We start from the raw sequence: 18,677 nt of genomic DNA on the forward strand, positions 1-18,677 counted from the left end.
TTGAGAAACCCATACAAAGGGAGAAGAGAATGACCGTCCAGGACACCACCACCGCCCACCCCCTGCGCAGCCTCTACCAGAGGTCGGTCGCCAACTACTGGAACCAGGAGATGAACCCCGTCAATCTTCGCCTGGGCGAGGTGGACGGGGTCTACCACCACCACTACGGCATCGGCGAAGTGGACTGGTCCGTCCTCGAAGGTCCCGAGGAGACCCGTCAGGAACGCCTCACCGCCGAACTCCATCGCCTGGAGTGCGCCCAGGCGGATCTGCTGATGACCCACCTCGGCAACATCACCCCCGCGGACCGCCTCATGGACTCCGGTTCGGGACGCGGTGGCAGCAGCTTCGTCGCCCACAGTCGTTTCGGCTGCCGCGTCGACGGCGTGTCCATCTCCGAAACCCAGGTCGCCTTCGCCAACAGCCAGGCCAAGGAACACGGGGTGGAGGACAAGGTTCGCTTCCACCTCAAGAACATGCTCCACACCGGATTCGAGACTGACAGCTTCCAGGCCATCTGGAACAACGAGAGCACCATGTACGTGGACTTGGCGCTTCTGTTCCCCGAATACGCCAGGCTCCTCAAGCACGGCGGTCGCTACGTAACCATCACCGGCTGCTACAACGACACTTACGGACTGCCGTCCCGGGCCGTCAGCGAGATCAACGCCCACTACATCTGCAGCATTCATCCCCGCAGCAGGTATTTCAAGGAAATGGCCGCCAACCGGCTCGTCCCGGTCAGCGTCATCGACCTCACAGCGGCCACCATCCCTTACTGGGAACTGCGCGCAAAGTCACCCCTGGCCACGGGCATCGAGAAGGCCTTCCTGGACGCCTACAAGGATGGCAGTTTCCAGTACCTGCTGGTTGCGGCGGACAAGGTCTGAACCGCGCCGGTCAACGAGTGACTGACCCCAGCACCTCAGCCGTGCCTCGGCAGACGGCGCTTCGCACCGGTCCATGAAGAACGCTGTCCGTGCCCTCCGGGGGAAGGCGCGGAACAGGTTGCCTCGCGCTCGGGCCCTCCTCCACCATCTGGTGAGCCCGAGTCCTGGCAGCACCAGCACTGTGGACTCACTGGGTGGAAGGACCGGACGCCGGGACAACACTGAGGCTGCGCACCCCCATTGCGGAACCACCTGCAGTGGGGGTGCCTTGCTGTTCACCGGTCCGGATGCGCCCCCGGACTCGCGGGTGGTGTGATGCCACCCGACTCTCAGAAGTAGTGCTTACGCCCACCGATGGCGTGACCCGTCCCCCCGAGGATCCACAGAACCGCGCCGACCACGACGAGCACCCCGCCGACGGTCGTCAGGAGAGAGACACCGGCCAACAGGCCGATGATGAGCAGAATGGCTCCAAGGACAATCATGTGTGTTCCCCTTCAGGTGTTCTCGGCATGCGTTGTCCGCCTAGCGAGACGCGCAGTGCCCTCGTCCTGCCCGCTTCGTATCCGGGCCTGGTAGGACGGTGGCAGCCGCTCGATCGTCGGATGCCGAATCGCTGGCTACGAACACCGTGTGCCCAGCTATCGGTCACGAATGCCTGCCCGGATCACAGAACCCGCACAGGGTGAAGTGAGTCGCGGGCTGCCCACGCGTGGTGTCCACGTGGCGGTCACTCCCGCAGTGTGAGCACCGGTACGGATCGGCGGTCCGGAGACCGGGCGCTGGTGTACGCGGCTGACGTTCGCGGGCTGGCCGAACACGGGTCGCGAGAACCCTTCGATCCCGCCGGCCAGGACCGGGAACGGGGTGGTTCCTTCACCATTGCGCATCCGCGCTGGGAAACGGCAGAGGAGCCTCGAGCGCACACGTACCGCTTGTTGCGTACGCGCCGATCCTGAAGGTGCCGCCAGGCTGACGCCCCGGTGTTCGCCGGGCGGCGGGCGCCGGCGAGCAAGGAGGCGGGCACCTGGGAGAATGAACTGCATGCCCAGTGCCGCACGCCACCCCAGTCCGATCGCGTTGATGTCGGAGCAGCGGTTCGCCTTCGTCATCGCGTTGCAGGGGGACGTGGATTCGGAGGATGAACTGGAGCTGGTGTCATTGGCGGTCGAGTCGGCCGAGCGTTCGGGCAAGCAAATCATCGTGGACCTGTCGCAGCTCGGCTTCATGAGCGCCGGAGTGCTCAGTGCGTTCCTGTCACCTCTGCGCGGGGGCGGTCGGCTCCCGTGGATCGCGGGACCGCTCAGCCTTTACGCCCGGCGGCGGTTCCGGACGACTGGAACGGACGCCGTATTCCGCATGTTCCCCACGCTCGGCGAAGCGACTGCGCAAGCCGTGGACGATCGGCACGGTTGATCAGGCCGGGTGGCACCGCCTCGCGAAGGCCCGAGGCACCGAGCACCACCGCCGGCGTGGCTCGTGGCTCGGGGCCCGGCCGGCGGGAACGGCAGTGGCCTCCGGGCGGCGGGCCGAAGGAGAGACCCTCGCACAAAGGGCTCATCAGCCCGTCGACGACCTCTGTTCAGGCGGTATGCCGCCTGAGCGAGTCGTCTGCCGGCAGGTGGAGATCGGATACGGCGTCGCAGAACGCGGCGAGTCCGGTGGCGAAGGCTTCGCGTGAGGAGGGTGTCATGCGGCTCATGGCCTGGCGGAGAGCCTGCTCACGGCGGCGGCGGATTTCGCGCAGGTGTGCGGTGCCGGCATCGGTGAGCGTCAGCTGCAGTTCGCGTCGGTCCTCGGGGCGCGGGGTCTTGCGGAGGAACCCGGCGGCCTGGAGGCGGTCGCAGAGACGGGTGACCGAGGGCGCGGCAGCGGACAGGTGGCGGCGGAGGGCGCTGAGATTGATGCCGGGTTCGCGTTCGATGATGTGCATCACACGTGTCTGCGCGGCCGAGACCGGCGCCGTGCTCAGGACGTCACGGCTGTGCTCCCAGGTGGCCTCCAGGAGCTCGAGGACGTGGCTGACATCGGGCAGGGTGTGGGGTGCCTGCTGGTGGAGGTGAACGAGGTCCTCGCGCATGTGACACTCCCGAGTGAGCATTCCGTGCTCGTTACGACTGGTCGATGTGAGCAGTCGTGTGATGAAGATATGTCAAGGAAAGCAGGGCCGGTACCGGTGGAGAGACCCAGTGCGGTCGAGCGCGTTCTGCGTGAGGCCGCGCCGCATGAAATTTTCGACATGGCCCGCGCCCTGATCGAGCAGCGCCACCAGGCCGTGAGCGTCGAGCTGCTGATGGCCGACTACGCCATGACCAAGCTCCAGCCCGTGGGTGTCCTCCCCCACACCCGGCCGCCGGTCCCGGCACACGGCACCGCTCCGGGCCGTGCCTTCGGATCCCAGAAACCGCATTGGGTTCACGACGGACCAGCATCCACCGTAACGGTCTGTCTTCCGGTCAGTGTCCGCGGGGACCGGTTGGGCGTGCTGAGCGTCACGCTGCCCGTCGGCACGGACGGAATCGGCGCGGACGTCCTGGAGGACCTCCAGGGGTACGCGGATGCGCTGGGCCACGAGATCGTCGTCGTGGAGCGGGACACCGATCTGTTCCTGCAGGCCCGCCGGGCCGAGCGGCTGACCTTGGCTGCCGAGATGCAGTGGCAGTTGCTCCCGGGGCGATCCTGCTGCCGGCCCGAGTACAGCATCGGCGCTCAGCTGGAGCCTGCCTACGCCATCTTCGGTGACTGCTTCGACTGGTCGACGTCCGCCGACGACCTCACCCTGACGGTCAGCAACGGCATGGGTGAAGGCATCGACGCCGCCCTGCTCACCAACCTCGCGGTCAACGCCCTGCGCAACGCCCGCCGCGCCGGGCTGAGCCTCGCCGACCAGGCCTTCCTCGCCGACCAGGCCGTCTACGGCCAGCACCAAGGGCGCCAGTACCTGTCCACACTGCTTCTCCGCTTCCACCTCCCCACGGGGAACGTGCAGATCATCGACGCCGGGTCCCCCCGCATCTGGCGGCTGCGCAAGGGGTCCGTCGAGGCGATCGAGCTGGACGCGCAGATGCCGCTCGGGATGTTCGAGGACACGGCCTACACGGCGCAGGACTTCAGCGTCGAGCCAGGAGACCGCCTGCTGTTCATCAGCGACGGGGTCTACGACGCGTTGTCCCCCGCCGGCGAGAAGTACAGCCTGCACGCCTTGGCCGAGGCGATCACCAGCACCCGACTGCTGCCCGCATCGCAGGTCCCGAGGGGGATGCTGGAGGAACTGCTGGGGCACCGCGGCCCCGGCCCTGCCGCGGACGACTCCCTGGTCGTGTGTCTGGACTGGCACGGCCGCCCGTCGAGAGGGTGAGACACCGAACCTTCGATGCTTCCCAAAGGGGTGGATCACACACACCACCCCCATGGCCTTTTGGTGAAGATTCGGAACCCATGGCGTGGAGAAGGCGAAAGTGCGGAGCCTTCGGAAGGGATCGCGTGGGGGGGTGGGTTGCTATTCGAAGCACGCCTACGGGATGGTTGCCGCAAGGTAAGTAATTTTTCTTCCAGTTGGAAGGTGGTGCGGCTCGCCCTTGGCGGGCCCCCCTTCATGGCCTCTACCCAGGGAGTCTCCGTCACGGACACTCAGCAACGCCCCATGTCCGACGTGTGGGGCGCGGCCCCGTGTCCTGTGATCGTCGCCGACCCCGGCGGCATCGTAGTCGGGGTGAACAGGGCTGCCGCCCTCCTGCTGGAGGGCGTGGCGCCCGGGGTCACCATGGCCGACGCGGTCCCGGACTGGCTGGCCCAGGCCCACCACGCGGCGGCCCTGGGCGCGAAGCTGCCCGGCGGGGACACCGAGGACGCTGGAGCATCTCCATCGGTCTCAGGACCTATCCAGGCGCACAGCTTCGAGGCACATCCGACTCGTGGCCAGGACGGGAACGTGGTGTGGTGGCTGGTCGACAACACCGGGCTGCGGCTCGCTGAGGAGGCGCTCGCCACGGAGCGGCGGCGCACGACCTTCCTCGCTGAGGCCTCCAATATTCTTCTGGCCTCGTTGAACACCGACCGGTGCATGCTCGCCACCGCGCAGTTGGCTTCCGAATATCTGGCGGACGTGGCGGTCGTCGTGACCCCCGCGACGGGACACAAGCTGCCCGTCGCACGCGCCGTCGCGGGCCACGACGTCACCCGCTCCGTGATCGCGGCGGACCCGTCCCACCTGCCGGGCCTGAGCGAGGCGCTCCAGGGGTTCCCGCCCGTCCCCTCACGCTGGATCGACCCCGCGACGCTGCCCGAGTGGGTGCTTCCGGAGGACTTCACCGGAACGGTCGGATCGGTCGTCATCACGCCTTTGCCCGGCCATGGCATGCCCGCAGGAGCCTTGATCCTGCTGCGCGGCACGGGAGAGAGCGGCTTCACCGAGAACGAGGAGATCTTCGCCCGGCTCTTCGCCGGGCGGGTCGGTGCCGCCCTGTCCGCCGCGCGCCTCTACGCGGAGCAGAGCGACATCACCCAGACGCTCATGCGTGACCTCCTGCCGCCCCGGCTCCACCGGATCAACGGAGTGGAGTTCGCCGGTGGTTACCACCCCTCCGGGGCCAGGGAGCGGGTGGGCGGAGACTTCTACGACGTGCATCCCGGCAGCACAGCGGACGAGGCATCCCTCGTCGTCCTGGGCGACGTATGCGGCAAGGGTCTGGACGCGGCTGTCCTCACGGGCAAGATCCGCAACACCCTGCAGGCATTGGTGCCCATGGCCGACGACCACGAACGGATGCTGCAGCTCCTCAACGGGGCGCTCCTCAGCTCGCACCACACGCGCTTCGCGACGATGGTCATGGCCTCGGTCCAGCGTGCGGAGAACCAGGTGCGGCTGCGTCTGACCTCGGCCGGCCACCCCACACCACTGGTGGTCCGCACCGACGGCAGTGTCGAGGAGATCCACACCTACGGCACTCTGGTCGGAGCCCTCCCGAACATCGAGGCGCATTCCGTGGAAACGGTGCTCCAGCCCGGCGAGACGTGCCTCCTTTACACCGACGGCATCACCGAGGCCCGCGGTGGACCGCTCGGCACGGAGATGTACGGCGAGGAACGCCTGAAGCTCGCCCTCGCGGAATGCGCGGACATGCCGAGTGAAGCGGTCGTCGAGCGGATTCAGATGCTCGCCTCCCAGTGGGTACGCGACGGCAGCCACGACGACATGGCAGTGGTCGCGATCACCGCACCCCGTACCACCCATCTCAGCGCGGTGAACGGGCATACACGGGGCAGGTACACCGCATGAACGCAACTACCGCCGTCGTGGGCGGCGCCCAGGCATTGCGGGACGAGATGTGGGAGGCGGTCACCGGTCGCGACGAATTCGGCGCCGCGAGCATCGCCTTCGCCGCACTGGACAGCGGCATGGAAGCCGAGACAGTCCTGCTGGACGTCATCGCTCCGGTGCAGGCAAAGGTCGGCACCGAATGGGCCGCCAACCGCCTGACCGTCGCCCAGGAGCACGCTGCCAGCGCGATAGCCGAGCGCGTCATAGCCGCCCTCGCCCACCACCCCGCCACCCGCACCACACCCGGCCCGGGCCGGATCACCGTGGCCTGCGTGGACCGGGAATGGCACGTCCTGCCGGCGCGCCTCCTCGCCGAAGTCCTGACGCTGCGGGGCTGGCAGGTCGACTTCCTCGGTGCTCAGGTACCCACCCCGCACCTGATCGCACACCTCCACAACAGCGGTGCGGACGCGGTCGCCCTGTCCTCCTCGATTCCCACCCGGCTGCCCACAGCGCACGCCGCGATCACCGCGTGCCGGGCCGTCGGCGTACCCGTCCTGGCCGGCGGCGCGGCTTTCGGACCGGACGGCCGCTACGCACGTCTGCTCGGCGCCAACGCCTGGGCCCCCGATGCGCGCAGCGCCGCCCAGCAGCTCGCTGACGGCATCCCCGCCCCCGGGCTCGCCACCGGGCGGCAGCAGATCGACGACCTGCCCCATCTCACCGACCAGGAATACACCCTCGTCGCCCGCTCCCAAGCGCAGCTCGTCAGGGAAGTCCTGACGCAGCTGGAGAAGCGTTTCCCGGCGATGGCCGCCTATACCGATCAGCAACGCCAGCACACAGCCGAAGACATCGCGCACATCGTCGAGTTCCTGGCCGTCGCCCTCTACACCGACGACGACGATCTGTTCACCACCTTCGTGACCTGGACCGCCGGCATCCTCACCGCCCGGCACGTCCCCGCGCGATCCCTGCAGCCCGCCCTCGGCGTCCTGAAAGCCGAACTCAAGGACTTCCCCCGATGTACCAGGCTGCTCGACGCGGCATGTCTTGCCCTGGACAGCGCCCTGCTCACAACCGGCCAGAACCCCGGAGCCTCCGCATGACCTCCCTGCCCCGCCCGCCCTTCACCGTCACCGTTGAAGCCGGGCCGGGCACCGCACACCTGCGGCTCGAAGGCGACCTGGACTACGACACCAGCGGCGAACTGGTCCAGCGGACCGACCGATGCCTGGCCGAGCACCCGGACCTGCGCCAACTGCATCTCGACTGCGCGGAGCTCCGGCTCTGCGACTCGATGGGCGTCTCCACGTTTCTGATGATCCACCGACTCGCCACCGCCCGCGAGGTGCGGCTCCACCTCGACAATCCGCCGCCCTTCCTGGAACGGATCCTGGGCATCACAGGAATCCGGACGCTCTTCACCACGAACCGGGAAGTCCCTCAGGCGGAAGAGACGCAGGCCGAATCGGGTACACCACCAACCTCGCCACTGTTCAACGCCACTCCCCCTCAGGGGCCCGGCCGGTAGATGCTGTCCCCCCCTTGGGTGTTCGGCGTCGCCGCCCTCCCGGTGCCCGGGTCCAGGTCAGTCCCGCCGGCGCCCGTGCTGACGTCCCTGGTCTGCGTACCGAAGAACGGCATGACGCCCTTCCACCCCGTCACCGGCGGCCCATGGGGCGACCTGGCTGATTTCGAGAGCGAACCCCGGCACCGAGACCTGGCCGTACAGTCCCGTCGTACGAACGCCCGTGGCGCCGTGGTCGCGGCGCACGCGTGGGTCGGCGGGGCGCCGGCGGCAGCGCTGCCGTGGCATCCCTCGCACGAGGCTCCGACGTGGTGGGAGGACTTCCTGCGGCGCCCACTCCCGACCGCCCAAGTGGGGCCGTGCGCCGACTGGGACACGGTGATCCGGGCAGTCCACGAGCCTGGCCCCGGCACCACAGGAGTGTGGGTCCGTCGTGAGCTGTACGGCGTCGAAGCCACGGGCCATCTGCTGTACGCACACAACAAGAACGGCCGGGTGGCACTGCTCGGCCCCCAGACGCAGCGCCTTGCCCTGCTGGAAACCGAGAACGTCCGGGAGGTCATGTTCGCGCGCATTCTGCCGCCGCCCGCGTAGCGCCGCCGACGGAAGTGCTAGTGGCGCGTCGGCCCTGCGATGCCGCCACCGCTGTACGGGACCGCGACGGCCGACCGTCTCCTGACGCGAGTCCCGATCTCCGACGTTGTGGGAATGCGGGCCGTGCACCAGAATGCGGGAATGACGGGTGAACTCGAGCCGGCTGAGGGCTCTGCCGGGGAAGGCACCACGCGCGGGCTGCGCGCATCCGACCTGGACCGGGACCAGGTCGTGGAGATCCTGCAGGTTGCCGCGGGCGACGGCCGGATCACTGCAGCTGAGCTGGACGAGCGCCTGGACGCCGCGTTGTCCGCCCGCACCTTCGACGACCTGGCGTCGCTGACCGCCGACCTGCCATCCGAAGGCATGCCCCCACGAGCCAGAGATCTGGTCCGCATCGACCAGCGTTTCGGGGATGTCACACGCACCGGGCGCTGGCTGGTTCCGCGCCGTATGGAGATCCGCCTGACATTCGGCGAAGCGAAGCTCGACTTCACCGATGCGATGATCACCCACAACACCCTTCATATCGATGTCGACCTGCGCATCGGGGGAAATCTGATCCTGGTGACCAGGCCGGGGATCGAAGTCGACACCGACCAACTGGAGCGCGGCAGCGGCGATGTCAAGATCCGGCCCGCATCCGGCCCGGATACTCCCGTCACCCTCCGCGTGCAACTGACAGGACGGTCCCGCGGAGGCGACATCATCGCCCGGCCCCCGCGGCGCAGGTTCTCGGAGTGGCTCCGCCCTCCTGCGCCACGAGGTATCGGCCGCTGAGCGGCCCATCCGGAACACGCGCTCAACCGGTGGGGGCTGTTACCTGAGTTGACCGTCGCCGGTCCCGACGGTGCACGCGCAGCGACCTGTGCTCCGGTTCCGGGGCCGAGCACCGCGTCGGCGCCCGGACCGGCCACGCGGCCCCGGCGTGGACAGCCGCTCGGCTCGCCCGGCATCCGTGACAAGCGGTGTCCCTCACAAGGGAAGGCGGCGAAATCGGCTGCCGGCTCGACGCAGCTCCGAGAGCGTGGCGAATTTGATCCGCGGGCGGCCGGCAGCCTGTCCGTTCGCCCGCTCCACTCGGTCGACTGCCAGCATCTCGCGGAGCCCGACGGCTCCCGGCTTCTGCCGGCGCACCAGGCGAGCGAAGTCCCTGCTCGTTCCTGTCGGTGCGGGCAGAAGATCGTCGGCCGCGTCGTCCATCATGGCGTCGACGGTCTCCGCCGCGCAGGTGCGGTTGGTGCCGATCCCGCCCGACGGTCCGCGTTTTGCCCAGCCGACGACATAGGTTGCCGGCAGTGGTCCGTCCGATCCGGTGTCGATCACCCGTCCGGCGCGGTGGGGCACGGTGCCGGTCGCAGGGTCGAAGGGCAGGCCGGGAATCGGGACACCCCGGTGGCCGATGGACCTGATCACGAGCGTCGCGGCGATCGTTTCCTGCTCGCCGGTCCGTTCCACGTGCGTCGTTCCGTCGCGGTCGCTCACGGTGTTGCGGGCGACGCGGACCGATTCGACCCTGCCGTCACCGCGCAGCTCCGTCGGCGAGGAGAAGAAGCGAAGGACGATCCGTCGTCCGCCTGAGGGCGGCACGGTCAGGTCCACCTCTTGCATGGCGATGCCGTCGAGGAGCGCCGCTTTGGATGATGGAGCCGCCGCCGTGACAGCGCTGCGGACATCGGGGTGGTCGTCAACAACCAGGGTGACCCCCGGAAGACGCCCCAGAGCGAGGAACTCCGCGCGCGTGTAGGCCGCATGCCCGGGTCCCCTGCGTCCGAGCAGAACGACCTCGCGGACTCTGCTCGCGCGAAGTGCGGCAAGGGCGTGGTCGGAGATGTCGGTCCTGGCGAGCTGTTCCGGGTCGGACACGAGGATGCGTGCCACGTCCAGGGCCACGTTGCCGTTGCCCACGACCACGACCCGTTCCGCTGACAGGTCGACGGCGGTGGCCGGGACTGTGGGGTCGGCGTTGTACCAGCCGACGAACGTCGTCGCGGCGACGCTCCCGGTAGCGTCTTCGCCGGGAATGTTCAGGGCGCGGTCGGCTGACGCACCCACTGCGTAGACGACGGCGTGGTGGTGGGCGGCGATCTGCGCGTGGGTCAGGTCCTTGCCGACCTCCACGTTGAGATGCATCCGCAGTCGTGGGTGCCGGTACAGCCCGGCGAAGGCGTCGGCGATCCGTTTCGTCGACTGATGGTCCGGCGCCACGCCGTGTCGTATCAGGCCGCCGGGCACCGGCAGTCGGTCGATCATCGTCACCTCGGCGCCGACGGCGCGCAGGAGCGACTGCGCGGTGTAGTTGGCGGCAGGCCCGGTGCCGACGACGGCGATACGGAGAGTCCCGGCCTCTTGCGGCACGGAACGGGGGAAGTGCGGTTCGCCCCAGGTGTTGTCGGAGGGATGGGCCTCGTAGTACTGCTGGTTGAGACGGGCGTAGCCGGAGTCGGGCCCGACAAGGCTGTCCACCGGGAAAATCGCCTCAACCGGGCACGCGTCCGCGCAGGCACCGCAGTCGATGCACGTCTGTGGATCGACGTACAGCATCTCGGTGGTGCCGAAGGCCGGATCGTCCGGAGTGGGGTGAATGCAGTTGACCGGACAGACCGACACGCAGGACGCGTCGTTGCAGCAGGTCTGGGTGATTGCGTAGGCCATGGCGCTGTGTCGTACTCCTTGCGGCGGCGGAGCGGTCAGAGCATGTGGATGCGCTTGTAGATGGACATCGCGGGGCGCGACAGCAGCCCGGCATCGGACAGGAAGTCCATCAGGTGCGCCGAACTTGAGCGCAGCATCGACTTGCGGTGTTCGCTGTCGCGGACCTCGGCGACTGCGCGTCGGGTGTCCAGACCCGCCGCCGCGTAGACGTCCTTGTTGACCATGTTCGTGACGATGACGGCTGCCACGATCGCGATGACCACGCTGCTTGCCTGGCGGCGCGCAGGGCCCGCCCCCGCCAGCCGCTCGCGCATCTCCTGGCGGGCGAACTTCATGTGGCGTGATTCCTCGACGACGTGGATCTTGGAGGTGGTCCGCACGATCGGCAGTACGTTCTCGCCGCGCATCCAGTCCCGTTGCATCACGTCGAGGATCTCCTCGGCGACCAGGATTCCGCCGTAGGCAACCTCGGCGGTGGCCAGCGTCTTGAATCCACGGGCAAGCTCGATGGCGCCTCGTGGGGGGAGGTAGGCGGGGGCGCCCATCTTCTCGCAGGCTCGCGCGAACATGATGGAGTGTCGGCACTCATCGGCGATCTCCGTGAGCGCGAACCGGAACTGGGGGTTCACCGGATTCTTGACGTACTGGTCCCGGAGCACCATCTGCTGGAGGATCATCTCGAACCAGATGCCGGTACTCATGATCGAGCACACCTCGTGCCGGCTGAGTGTGACCTTCTGCTCGACGGTCATCTCGTTCCACAGGGGTGTGCCGTACAGCGTGCTCCACTCGGGATTGAGCCCGTACAGATCGCCGGGCAGCGGCGAGTCCCAGTCGACCTCCACCGACGGGTCGTACGACAGCTTGGCGGCCGAGTCCAGCAGACGCCTCGAGGCGTCCTCGTCGGCCGTCGTGCGCGGGTGGGACTGAGTTCCCGTGTCAGTCATGATCAGTACCTCCGATGCGTGGACACGGTCGGGTGTGGATGCTCTGCTGCTTACGGACGGCAGGTCCAACAGGTGATGCCGGCCGGTCAGCGTTCACTGCGCTTGGTGAGAGGGCCACCGGTGCGCGGGTCGAGCTTGAGCACGAGGTGCCCAGGCTCGAGCAGGAGCCGCCAGGCGTCGCCACGGGCCGCGCCCGCGAACGTCCGCCACCGCGTTCTCCCCGGTGGAGCCGGTGACCGGCTCGATGAACCGGCGGACCTTCTTGGATACGGCCCGCGACCTCCGCATCACCCGCTGTTCCCGCGTTCGAACCGGGCTGGGCGCCGTACTTCCGCGGCAACAGGACTCCTGCCCCCGCGGCCGGCCTTGCCATGTACGGCCTCCCCGCCATCGCTACGCTCGGACACTCTCATCACCTACTGTCCAGTAGTTAGACACTTGACCCTGGAATCGTCAATACTTTGGACAGTCATTGGTAGCTAAAGTGGGGGCACAATGACACGATTTCGCGAAAGTGTTCGGTCGCTGCTCCGCGAGCAGGTTCTGGACGCCGCCCATGAGCTCGTCGCTTCGGAAGGCTGGGGCAAGTTGCGCCTCGCCGGGGTCGCGCGTGCCGCCGGCGTGAGCCGACAGACCCTCTACAACGAGTTCGGGTCGAAGGAAGCCGTCGGGAAAGCACTGATCCAGCGGGAGTTGGAAGGCTTCCTGCTCGGCATCCAGCGGGAGCTCGACGCCCATCGCGACAACCTGGAGGCGGCAGCAACGGCCGGGGTCGGCTTCACGCTCCGACAGGCGGTCGACAACTCGCTGATCAAAGCGGTCATGCTGGCCGCGCGCGGCGGTGAAGACGATCTGTTGCTCTATCTGACCACGCGAGCCGAGCCCGTCTTCGACACTGCGATGGCCATGCTTGACGCCTATGCGACCGAGGCCTGGCCCGAGGTCGACGCCGAGTCCCGCAGCCTCGCTGTCGAGACCATCGTGCGGCTCACGGTCAGCCATATCGTCCAGCCCGGGGCATCACCCACACAGACGGCGCGGCGCATCGCACGCATCACAACGAGGATCGCCTACCCCACGGCAGGACACTGAGCCGCTCCGTCCCGTGCGCCACAGGCAGCGACCCGGTCCGCCGTCGCCGAGGGCGGATGTCCGACCGCTCGCACCGGCCGAACAGGTCGGGCCGGGAGCCGGGCAGTCATACCGCCACCTCGCGGATTCCTTCGTCCCGCCCATACGGCGCTGCTGCTCGCGACGGTGAAACCGGCGGGCGGTGTCACGAGGACGTTGCCGCACAACGGTGCCCGCGCCTGCCACAGTTGCCCGGGACGAAGGGCGCCGCAATGCTTTCACTGCGTCACATTCCCCCAGGCGGGCCGCTTCGTCGGACATCTGCTCTACTTGGACACCTCGCGTGCCCCATGGCGACACCTCGTCATCGGCGGCCAAGCCGGAATGGAACACGCCGACCCGCGCCCGCGGGACAGCACCGTCCATTCCGGCCCGACCGGATGGAACACCTTGACCACTGCTCCTGCCCGCCGTTCGCCCGCAACCGCATCGGACACGACTCCGGTACTCGCGGCCCAGCCGCAGCATCACAACCTGTTCGTCGAACCGCTCTTCAGCACCGACCTGTCTCCTTACGAAGAAGAGGAGGAGGAGCCTCCGCCTCCGGCCTTCCCGCCGGCCGCCGCGTCTCGCCGTCCTCGTCGAAGCTGACCCAGCCCGCCGGGGTTCTCTCAGGCACTCCGGCGGAGCGGTGAATGACCATGAGCTCGCTTCTGCGCGCTCGGCCGATCGATCGCGCGAAGGTGAGGGGGACCCGTACCTGACGATCAGGCGATCCCCGGATACGTCCACACGGCCGACCGCGGACCGAGCGGGTGTCCCGCAAGGCCGCCCGCCCGGCCGCGTGTGCTGAGGCTGCCGATGTCAGAGACCCGCTGCTCGAAGTGGCCCGCCGAGGAGACGAGTTCGGCCGCGCGACACGGTGCCGGGGGCCTTCCCCCGGGCGACGTGTGGTCCGCAGTCTCCACGGCCTGACGCCACCAGGCTGACGGAGGGCAGCCCAGTCCCACCGACGTTCGACAAGCCCGCGGCACCTGTCCGCGCCGTCCTATTGCAGGAGAGCCCGATGCAGCACTTCGTCCGTCCGGAGGGTTCTTCGCCCGTCAACGGCTACAGTCATGCGGTCGCGTTCACCGGAACAATGGTCGCGGTCTCCGGGCAGGTTCCGGTGGACCAGGAGGGCCATGTGGTGGGCAGGGACGATACCGAGGCTCAGGTGCGCCAGGTCTACGCAAACCTGACGGCCGTCCTTCAGGCGGCCGGCTCGAGCCTCCAGCACGTCGTCAAGCTGACGGTCTACCTGACCGACCTGGCCGATCTGCCGGCCTTCCGCCGGGTGCGGGACGAGCACCAGGACGCCACCCGTCCTCCCGCCTGCTCGCTCGTGCAGGTGGCAGGGCTGGTCAATCCGGCCTTCCGGGTCGAGATGGACGCCTTGGCCGTGACCCGCGCCGAGGACTGAACTCCGCCTGTCCGTTCCGGCAACCCGAACGGGGCCGAGCTGTACGGATCATGGCAACCGCGGCGGGTGTACGACAGCCGTCTCCACTCGGTTCGGACGCGGTGAATGCGGCTCAAGCCAGGATCTTCGCCTTCGCCCTCTCGTACTCGTCGGCGGTCAGGTCTCCGTTGCGCTTCAGATCGGCCAGCTTCGCCAGCTCGCTGGCATGAGCGCCCCCGCCGCCTCCACCGCCGTGACCCGGCCCTGGCCCGCCGGCGGCCTTCTGCACATAGGAACGGAACGCCTGCTCCTGGTCCCTGGCCTGCTCCACATCCCGTTCCCGCATGCTCCGGCCGCGCGCGATCAGGTACACCAGCACCCCGACATACGGCACCAGCAGCACGAAGACGAGCCATCCCGCCTTGGCCCACCCGCTGAGCGAATGGTCACGGAACAGATCAGTGATCACCTTGAACAACAGGAAGAACCACATGACCCACAGGAAGAAGTAGAGCATCGTCAGAAACAGATCCAGCAGCGGATAGTCGTCCATCGCGCAGCCCTCCACGCCCAGTCCGCGCGCTGCCGCGGAATCTGATCCGGTCTCCTCAGGCATACCGCCACCCGGGACATCCCGCATCTCGGACCGGCCGCACCCCGAGACCACCTGTCAGGCCAGGGATGAACCGTGCCCGGAGGGCCGGGGCCGCCGCGGGCTTTTGTCCCGGCGCCTCACCGTGATGTCCGCCCGGGACCGGGCTGCACTCGCCGAAGGGTCAGTGCACCTCGTTGATGCGGATCAGATTGCCCGCAGGATCACGGAAGGCACAGTCACGAATCCCGTGCGGCTGCTCGGTCGGTTCCTGCACGACCTCGGCGCCGCCGGCCTCCAGCCGCGCGAAGGTCCCGTCGAGGTCTGCGGTGGCCAGAACGACGCGGGCATAGCTGCCCTTGGCCATCATCTCGAGGATGGTGTCGCGCTCGTCGTCGGTGATTCCGGGGTCTGCGGCCGGGGGCTCCAGGACGATGGACGTGCCGGGCTGGTCGGCGGGGCCGACGGTGATCCAGCGCATGCCGCCGTATCCGACGTCGTTACGGACCTCGAATCCGAGAATGTCGCGGTAAAAGGCCAGGGATGCCTCCGCGTCGCTGTGCGGGAGGAACGTCCAGTGAATGGTGATGTCCATGGCTGTCACGCTAGCCGCGGCCCGGTGACCGCGCTTCTCGATTCCTGACCGGTCTCGTCACCTGTTTCGCGACGCACGACGGCATCCCAGCCGTCGCGCGCGTCGCCTGGCGCCGATAGACGCTGGGCGTCACACCGACCAACTCGGTAAAACGTGTGCTGAAGGTGCCCAGCGACGAACAGCCGACCGCGAAACACACCTCGGTGACGCTGAGGTCGCCACACCGCAGCAGCGCCATCGCCCGCTCGATACGCCGCGTCATGAGATAGGCATACGGCGACTCGCCGTATGCCTGCCGGAACTCGCGACTGAGGTGCCCGGCCGACATGTGCGCGCCGCGCGCGAGCGCCTCGACGTCCAGCGGCTGCGCGTACTCCCGGTCGATCCGGTCACGGACACGGCGCAGCCGCACGAGATCCTGCAGGTGCTGCGCTGTGGCTGGTCTGCTGGTCACATACGAAATCGTGCCACATGCGACTGTGCGCACAACGGGATGCAAGGTTCCTCGAGGTCTCTGTCAGGTACCGACGTACGCCGCGAGGTGCTCACCTGTGAGGGTTGCGCGGGCGGCGGCGAGGTCGGCGGGTGTGCCCTCGAAGACGATCCGCCCGCCGTCGTGACCGGCGCCGGGTCCGAGGTCGATGATCCAGTCGGCGTGCGCCATGACCGCCTGGTGGTGCTCGACGACGATGACGGACTTGCCGGAGTCGACGAGCCGGTCGAGCAGGCCGAGCAGCTGCTCGACGTCGGCGAGGTGAAGGCCGGTGGTCGGTTCGTCGAGGACGTAGACGCCGCCCTTCCCGCTCATGTGGGTGGCCAGCTTCAGCCGCTGACGCTCGCCGCCGGACAGCGTGGTGAGTGGCTGGCCGAGGCTGAGGTAACCGAGCCCCACGTCGGCGAGCCGGTCGAGGATCTTGTGCGCGGCCGGAGTGTGCGCCTCGCCGGCACCGAAGAACTCCTCGGCCTCGGTCACCGGCATCGCGAGCACCTCGCTGATGTCGCGGCCACCGAGGTGGTGGTCGAGCACCGATGCCTGGTAGCGCTTGCCGTCGCACTCGTCGCAGGTACTGGCGACGCCCGCCATCATCGCCAGGTCGGTGTAGATGACGCCCGCGCCGTTGCAGGTGGGGCAGGCACCCTCGGAGTTGGCGCTGAACAGGGCCGGCTTCACGCCGTTGGCCTTCGCGAAGGCCTTGCGGATCGGGTCGAGCAGCCCCGTGTAGGTCGCGGGGTTGCTCCGCCGCGAACCGCGGATCGGGCTCTGGTCGACCGACACCACACCTTCGCCGGCGGGGATCGACCCGTGCACGAGCGAACTCTTGCCGGAGCCGGCCACACCGGTGACGACGGCAAGCACCCCGAGAGGGATGTCGACGTCGACATCCCTCAGGTTGTTCGCCGAGGCGCCGCGGATCTCCAGCGTGCCGGTGCGCTTGCGTACCGTCTCCTTGACGGCGGCCCGGTCGTCGAAGTGACGGCCGGTGACGGTGCCGCCGGCCCGCAGTCCCTCGACGGTGCCCTCGAAGCAGACGGCGCCGCCCCCGGCGCCGGCGCCGGGGCCGAGGTCGACGACGTGGTCGGCGATCGCGATCGTCTCCGGCTTGTGCTCCACGACGAGCACAGTGTTGCCCTTGTCCCTCAGCCGCAGCAGCAGGCCGTTCATCCGCTGGATGTCGTGGGGATGCAGGCCCGCGGTGGGCTCGTCGAAGACATAGGTGACGTCGGTGAGCGAGGAGCCGAGATGGCGGATCATCTTGACGCGCTGCGCCTCGCCTCCCGACAGCGTGCCCGACGGCCGGTCGAGCGAGATGTAGCCGAGGCCGATCTCCACGAACGATTCGAGGGTCTGCCGCAGCGCGGAAAGCAGCGGCGCCACCGAAGGCTCGTCGAGACCGCGGACCCATTCGGCCAGATCGCTGATCTGCATCGCGCAGGCGTCCGCGATGCTGATCCGCTTGATCTTCGACGACCTGGCCCCCTCACTGAGCCGGGTGCCATCGCACTCGGGGCAGGTGGTGAAGGTGACAGCCCGCTCCACGAACGCGCGGATGTGCGGCTGCAGCGCCTCCTTGTCCTTCGACAGGAATGACTTCTGAAGCTTGGGGATCAGACCCTCGTAGGTCAGGTTCACCCCCTCGACCTTCACCTTGGTCGGCTCCCCGTGGAGGAAGTCGTACATCTCCTTCTTGGTGAACTTGCGGATCGGCTTGTTCGGGTCGAGGATGCCCGACTCGGCGTAGACCCGCACGGTCCAGAAGCTGTCGGACTTCCAGCCGGGGATGGTGAACGCGCCTTCCGCGATCGACTTGGAGTCGTCGTAGAGCTGGGTGAGGTCGATATCCGAGACGGTGCCCCGGCCTTCGCAGCGGGTGCACATGCCACCGGTGCGGTTGAAGGTCGCCTTCACCGTCTTCTTGGCACCGCGCTCGACGGTGATCGCGCCGCTCGCCCGGACCGAGGGGACGTTGAAGGCGTACGCGCCGGGCGGGCCGATGTGCGGCTTTCCGAGCCTGCTGAAGAGGATGCGCAGCATCGCGTTGGCGTCGGTGGCGGTGCCGACCGTGGAGCGCGGGTCGCCACCCAGCCTCTGCTGGTCGACGGTGATCACGGTGGTCAGACCTTCGAGCACGTCGACCTCGGGGCGCGCCAGCGTCGGCATGAAGCCCTGCACGAAGGCGCTGTAGGTCTCGTTGATCAGACGCTGCGACTCCCCGGCGATCGTGTTGAACACCAGTGAGGTCTTGCCCGAGCCGGAGACACCGGTGAACACCGTCAGACGGCGCTTCGGGATCTCGATGCTGACGTCCTTGAGGTTGTTCTCGCGAGCACCGTGCACACGGATCAGATCGTGGCTGTCGGCAACATGCGGCGCAGACGACTGCGACTGCGTCCTGGTGGCCATGCTTATCGTGTCTCCATCCGTCGGGCAGATCCGCCTTCGCGGTTTCCGCCGGTGTCGCCCGGCTCGATCCGACCGGCCGCGAGCGGTGCGTCCGCTCTCCATTGTCCGGTTCTCCCCTGCGTGGGAGCCAGGGCTTTCACCGGGGCGTGGCCCGCGGCTGCCCCTCGCCGTCCCGGTCGGCGGGCAGCGGCCCCACGTA

At 68.2% G+C, this 18,677-nt stretch carries 18 protein-coding genes; 10 read left to right on the plus strand and 8 right to left on the minus strand.

Annotated features, from left to right (window positions below; translation table 11 throughout):
• The first annotated feature begins 29 nt into the window (after nucleotides 1-29).
• Nucleotides 30-890 (plus strand): geranyl diphosphate 2-C-methyltransferase, encoded by an 861-nt coding sequence (locus tag OHS16_RS01250; RefSeq protein ID WP_328535251.1) that lies wholly within the window; start codon nucleotides 30-32, stop codon nucleotides 888-890.
• Between the two features lie 329 nt (nucleotides 891-1,219).
• Here OHS16_RS01250 and OHS16_RS01255 read toward each other — a convergent pair whose 3' ends face one another.
• Nucleotides 1,220-1,375, minus strand: coding sequence for a DUF6131 family protein (locus OHS16_RS01255; protein WP_328535252.1), 156 nt, complete (start codon nucleotides 1,373-1,375; stop codon nucleotides 1,220-1,222).
• Nucleotides 1,376-1,934: 559 nt separating this feature from the next.
• Here OHS16_RS01255 and OHS16_RS01260 point away from each other — a divergent pair.
• Complete coding sequence (locus tag OHS16_RS01260) at nucleotides 1,935-2,306, plus strand: STAS domain-containing protein (protein ID WP_328535253.1); 372 nt, start codon at nucleotides 1,935-1,937, stop codon at nucleotides 2,304-2,306.
• A gap of 166 nt (nucleotides 2,307-2,472) precedes the next feature.
• On the opposite strand, the gene OHS16_RS01265 is transcribed toward OHS16_RS01260, so the two are convergent.
• Nucleotides 2,473-2,970, minus strand: a complete 498-nt coding sequence (locus OHS16_RS01265) for a MarR family transcriptional regulator (protein ID WP_328535254.1) — start codon at nucleotides 2,968-2,970, stop codon at nucleotides 2,473-2,475.
• 96 nt (nucleotides 2,971-3,066) lie between these two features.
• On the opposite strand from OHS16_RS01265, the gene OHS16_RS01270 reads away from it, so the two are divergent.
• From OHS16_RS01270 to OHS16_RS01295, 6 genes are all read left to right on the plus strand, one after another.
• The gene (locus OHS16_RS01270) at nucleotides 3,067-4,248 is read left to right on the plus strand and encodes a PP2C family protein-serine/threonine phosphatase (protein WP_328535255.1); all 1,182 of its coding nucleotides are present in this window, start codon (nucleotides 3,067-3,069) and stop codon (nucleotides 4,246-4,248) included.
• 237 nt (nucleotides 4,249-4,485) lie between these two features.
• Entirely contained in the window at nucleotides 4,486-6,168 is a 1,683-nt protein-coding gene (locus tag OHS16_RS01275; RefSeq protein WP_443042539.1) for a SpoIIE family protein phosphatase, read from the plus strand.
• The gene (locus OHS16_RS01280) at nucleotides 6,165-7,259 is read left to right on the plus strand and encodes a cobalamin B12-binding domain-containing protein (RefSeq protein WP_328535257.1); all 1,095 of its coding nucleotides are present in this window, start codon (nucleotides 6,165-6,167) and stop codon (nucleotides 7,257-7,259) included. The genes OHS16_RS01275 and OHS16_RS01280 overlap by 4 nt, the downstream gene beginning before the upstream one ends.
• A complete protein-coding gene (locus OHS16_RS01285; protein ID WP_328535258.1) occupies nucleotides 7,256-7,684 on the plus strand; it encodes an STAS domain-containing protein in 429 nt (142 codons plus the stop codon). Before OHS16_RS01280 ends, OHS16_RS01285 begins: the two co-directional genes overlap by 4 nt.
• A complete protein-coding gene (locus tag OHS16_RS01290) occupies nucleotides 7,685-8,275 on the plus strand; it encodes a toxin glutamine deamidase domain-containing protein (RefSeq protein ID WP_328535259.1) in 591 nt (196 codons plus the stop codon).
• A gap of 141 nt (nucleotides 8,276-8,416) precedes the next feature.
• Nucleotides 8,417-9,055, plus strand: a complete 639-nt coding sequence (locus OHS16_RS01295) for a DUF1707 SHOCT-like domain-containing protein (RefSeq protein ID WP_328535260.1) — start codon at nucleotides 8,417-8,419, stop codon at nucleotides 9,053-9,055.
• A gap of 195 nt (nucleotides 9,056-9,250) precedes the next feature.
• Here the strand turns inward: OHS16_RS01295 and OHS16_RS01300 are convergent, their stop codons facing one another.
• A complete protein-coding gene (locus OHS16_RS01300) occupies nucleotides 9,251-10,930 on the minus strand; it encodes an FAD-dependent oxidoreductase (protein ID WP_328535261.1) in 1,680 nt (559 codons plus the stop codon).
• 35 nt (nucleotides 10,931-10,965) lie between these two features.
• A complete protein-coding gene (locus OHS16_RS01305) occupies nucleotides 10,966-11,877 on the minus strand; it encodes an AurF N-oxygenase family protein (protein ID WP_328535262.1) in 912 nt (303 codons plus the stop codon).
• A 495-nt stretch (nucleotides 11,878-12,372) separates the two neighbouring features.
• Here OHS16_RS01305 and OHS16_RS01310 point away from each other — a divergent pair, with 495 nt between their 5' ends.
• Both OHS16_RS01310 and OHS16_RS01315 read left to right on the plus strand, forming a co-directional pair.
• Nucleotides 12,373-12,969 (plus strand): TetR family transcriptional regulator, encoded by a 597-nt coding sequence (locus OHS16_RS01310; protein WP_328535263.1) that lies wholly within the window; start codon nucleotides 12,373-12,375, stop codon nucleotides 12,967-12,969.
• Nucleotides 12,970-14,014: 1,045 nt separating this feature from the next.
• Nucleotides 14,015-14,410, plus strand: coding sequence for a RidA family protein (locus OHS16_RS01315; protein WP_328535264.1), 396 nt, complete (start codon nucleotides 14,015-14,017; stop codon nucleotides 14,408-14,410).
• A 112-nt stretch (nucleotides 14,411-14,522) separates the two neighbouring features.
• Here OHS16_RS01315 and OHS16_RS01320 read toward each other — a convergent pair whose 3' ends face one another.
• The 4 genes from OHS16_RS01320 to OHS16_RS01335 form a co-directional block, all read right to left on the minus strand.
• The gene (locus tag OHS16_RS01320; protein WP_328540674.1) at nucleotides 14,523-14,942 is read right to left on the minus strand and encodes an SHOCT domain-containing protein; all 420 of its coding nucleotides are present in this window, start codon (nucleotides 14,940-14,942) and stop codon (nucleotides 14,523-14,525) included.
• Between the two features lie 223 nt (nucleotides 14,943-15,165).
• Entirely contained in the window at nucleotides 15,166-15,576 is a 411-nt protein-coding gene (locus OHS16_RS01325) for a VOC family protein (RefSeq protein ID WP_328535265.1), read from the minus strand.
• A 10-nt stretch (nucleotides 15,577-15,586) separates the two neighbouring features.
• On the minus strand, nucleotides 15,587-16,030 hold the full coding sequence (locus OHS16_RS01330) for a helix-turn-helix transcriptional regulator (RefSeq protein WP_328535266.1): 444 nt from the start codon (nucleotides 16,028-16,030) through the stop codon (nucleotides 15,587-15,589).
• 63 nt (nucleotides 16,031-16,093) lie between these two features.
• Entirely contained in the window at nucleotides 16,094-18,478 is a 2,385-nt protein-coding gene (locus OHS16_RS01335) for an excinuclease ABC subunit UvrA (RefSeq protein WP_328535267.1), read from the minus strand.
• Nucleotides 18,479-18,677 lie beyond the last annotated feature (199 nt).

Origin of the sequence: Streptomyces sp. NBC_00344, assembly GCF_036088315.1 — a bacterium.
Taxonomy (GTDB): Bacteria; Actinomycetota; Actinomycetes; order Streptomycetales; family Streptomycetaceae; genus Streptomyces.

Bases quoted from the DNA above. Each gene is read 5' to 3' on its own strand.
- OHS16_RS01250 (WP_328535251.1), top strand. From the start codon at position 30: ATGACCGTCCAGGACACCACCACCGCCCACCCCCTGCGCAGCCTCTAC.
- OHS16_RS01255 (WP_328535252.1), bottom strand. From the start codon at position 1,375: ATGATTGTCCTTGGAGCCATTCTGCTCATCATCGGCCTGTTGGCCGGT.
- OHS16_RS01260 (WP_328535253.1), top strand. From the start codon at position 1,935: ATGCCCAGTGCCGCACGCCACCCCAGTCCGATCGCGTTGATGTCGGAG.
- OHS16_RS01265 (WP_328535254.1), bottom strand. From the start codon at position 2,970: ATGCGCGAGGACCTCGTTCACCTCCACCAGCAGGCACCCCACACCCTG.
- OHS16_RS01275 (WP_443042539.1), top strand. From the start codon at position 4,486: ATGGCCTCTACCCAGGGAGTCTCCGTCACGGACACTCAGCAACGCCCC.
- OHS16_RS01280 (WP_328535257.1), top strand. From the start codon at position 6,165: ATGAACGCAACTACCGCCGTCGTGGGCGGCGCCCAGGCATTGCGGGAC.
- OHS16_RS01285 (WP_328535258.1), top strand. From the start codon at position 7,256: ATGACCTCCCTGCCCCGCCCGCCCTTCACCGTCACCGTTGAAGCCGGG.
- OHS16_RS01290 (WP_328535259.1), top strand. From the start codon at position 7,685: ATGCTGTCCCCCCCTTGGGTGTTCGGCGTCGCCGCCCTCCCGGTGCCC.
- OHS16_RS01295 (WP_328535260.1), top strand. From the start codon at position 8,417: ATGACGGGTGAACTCGAGCCGGCTGAGGGCTCTGCCGGGGAAGGCACC.
- OHS16_RS01300 (WP_328535261.1), bottom strand. From the start codon at position 10,930: ATGGCCTACGCAATCACCCAGACCTGCTGCAACGACGCGTCCTGCGTG.
- OHS16_RS01305 (WP_328535262.1), bottom strand. From the start codon at position 11,877: ATGACTGACACGGGAACTCAGTCCCACCCGCGCACGACGGCCGACGAG.
- OHS16_RS01310 (WP_328535263.1), top strand. From the start codon at position 12,373: ATGACACGATTTCGCGAAAGTGTTCGGTCGCTGCTCCGCGAGCAGGTT.
- OHS16_RS01315 (WP_328535264.1), top strand. From the start codon at position 14,015: ATGCAGCACTTCGTCCGTCCGGAGGGTTCTTCGCCCGTCAACGGCTAC.
- OHS16_RS01320 (WP_328540674.1), bottom strand. From the start codon at position 14,942: ATGGACGACTATCCGCTGCTGGATCTGTTTCTGACGATGCTCTACTTC.
- OHS16_RS01325 (WP_328535265.1), bottom strand. From the start codon at position 15,576: ATGGACATCACCATTCACTGGACGTTCCTCCCGCACAGCGACGCGGAG.
- OHS16_RS01335 (WP_328535267.1), bottom strand. From the start codon at position 18,478: ATGGCCACCAGGACGCAGTCGCAGTCGTCTGCGCCGCATGTTGCCGAC.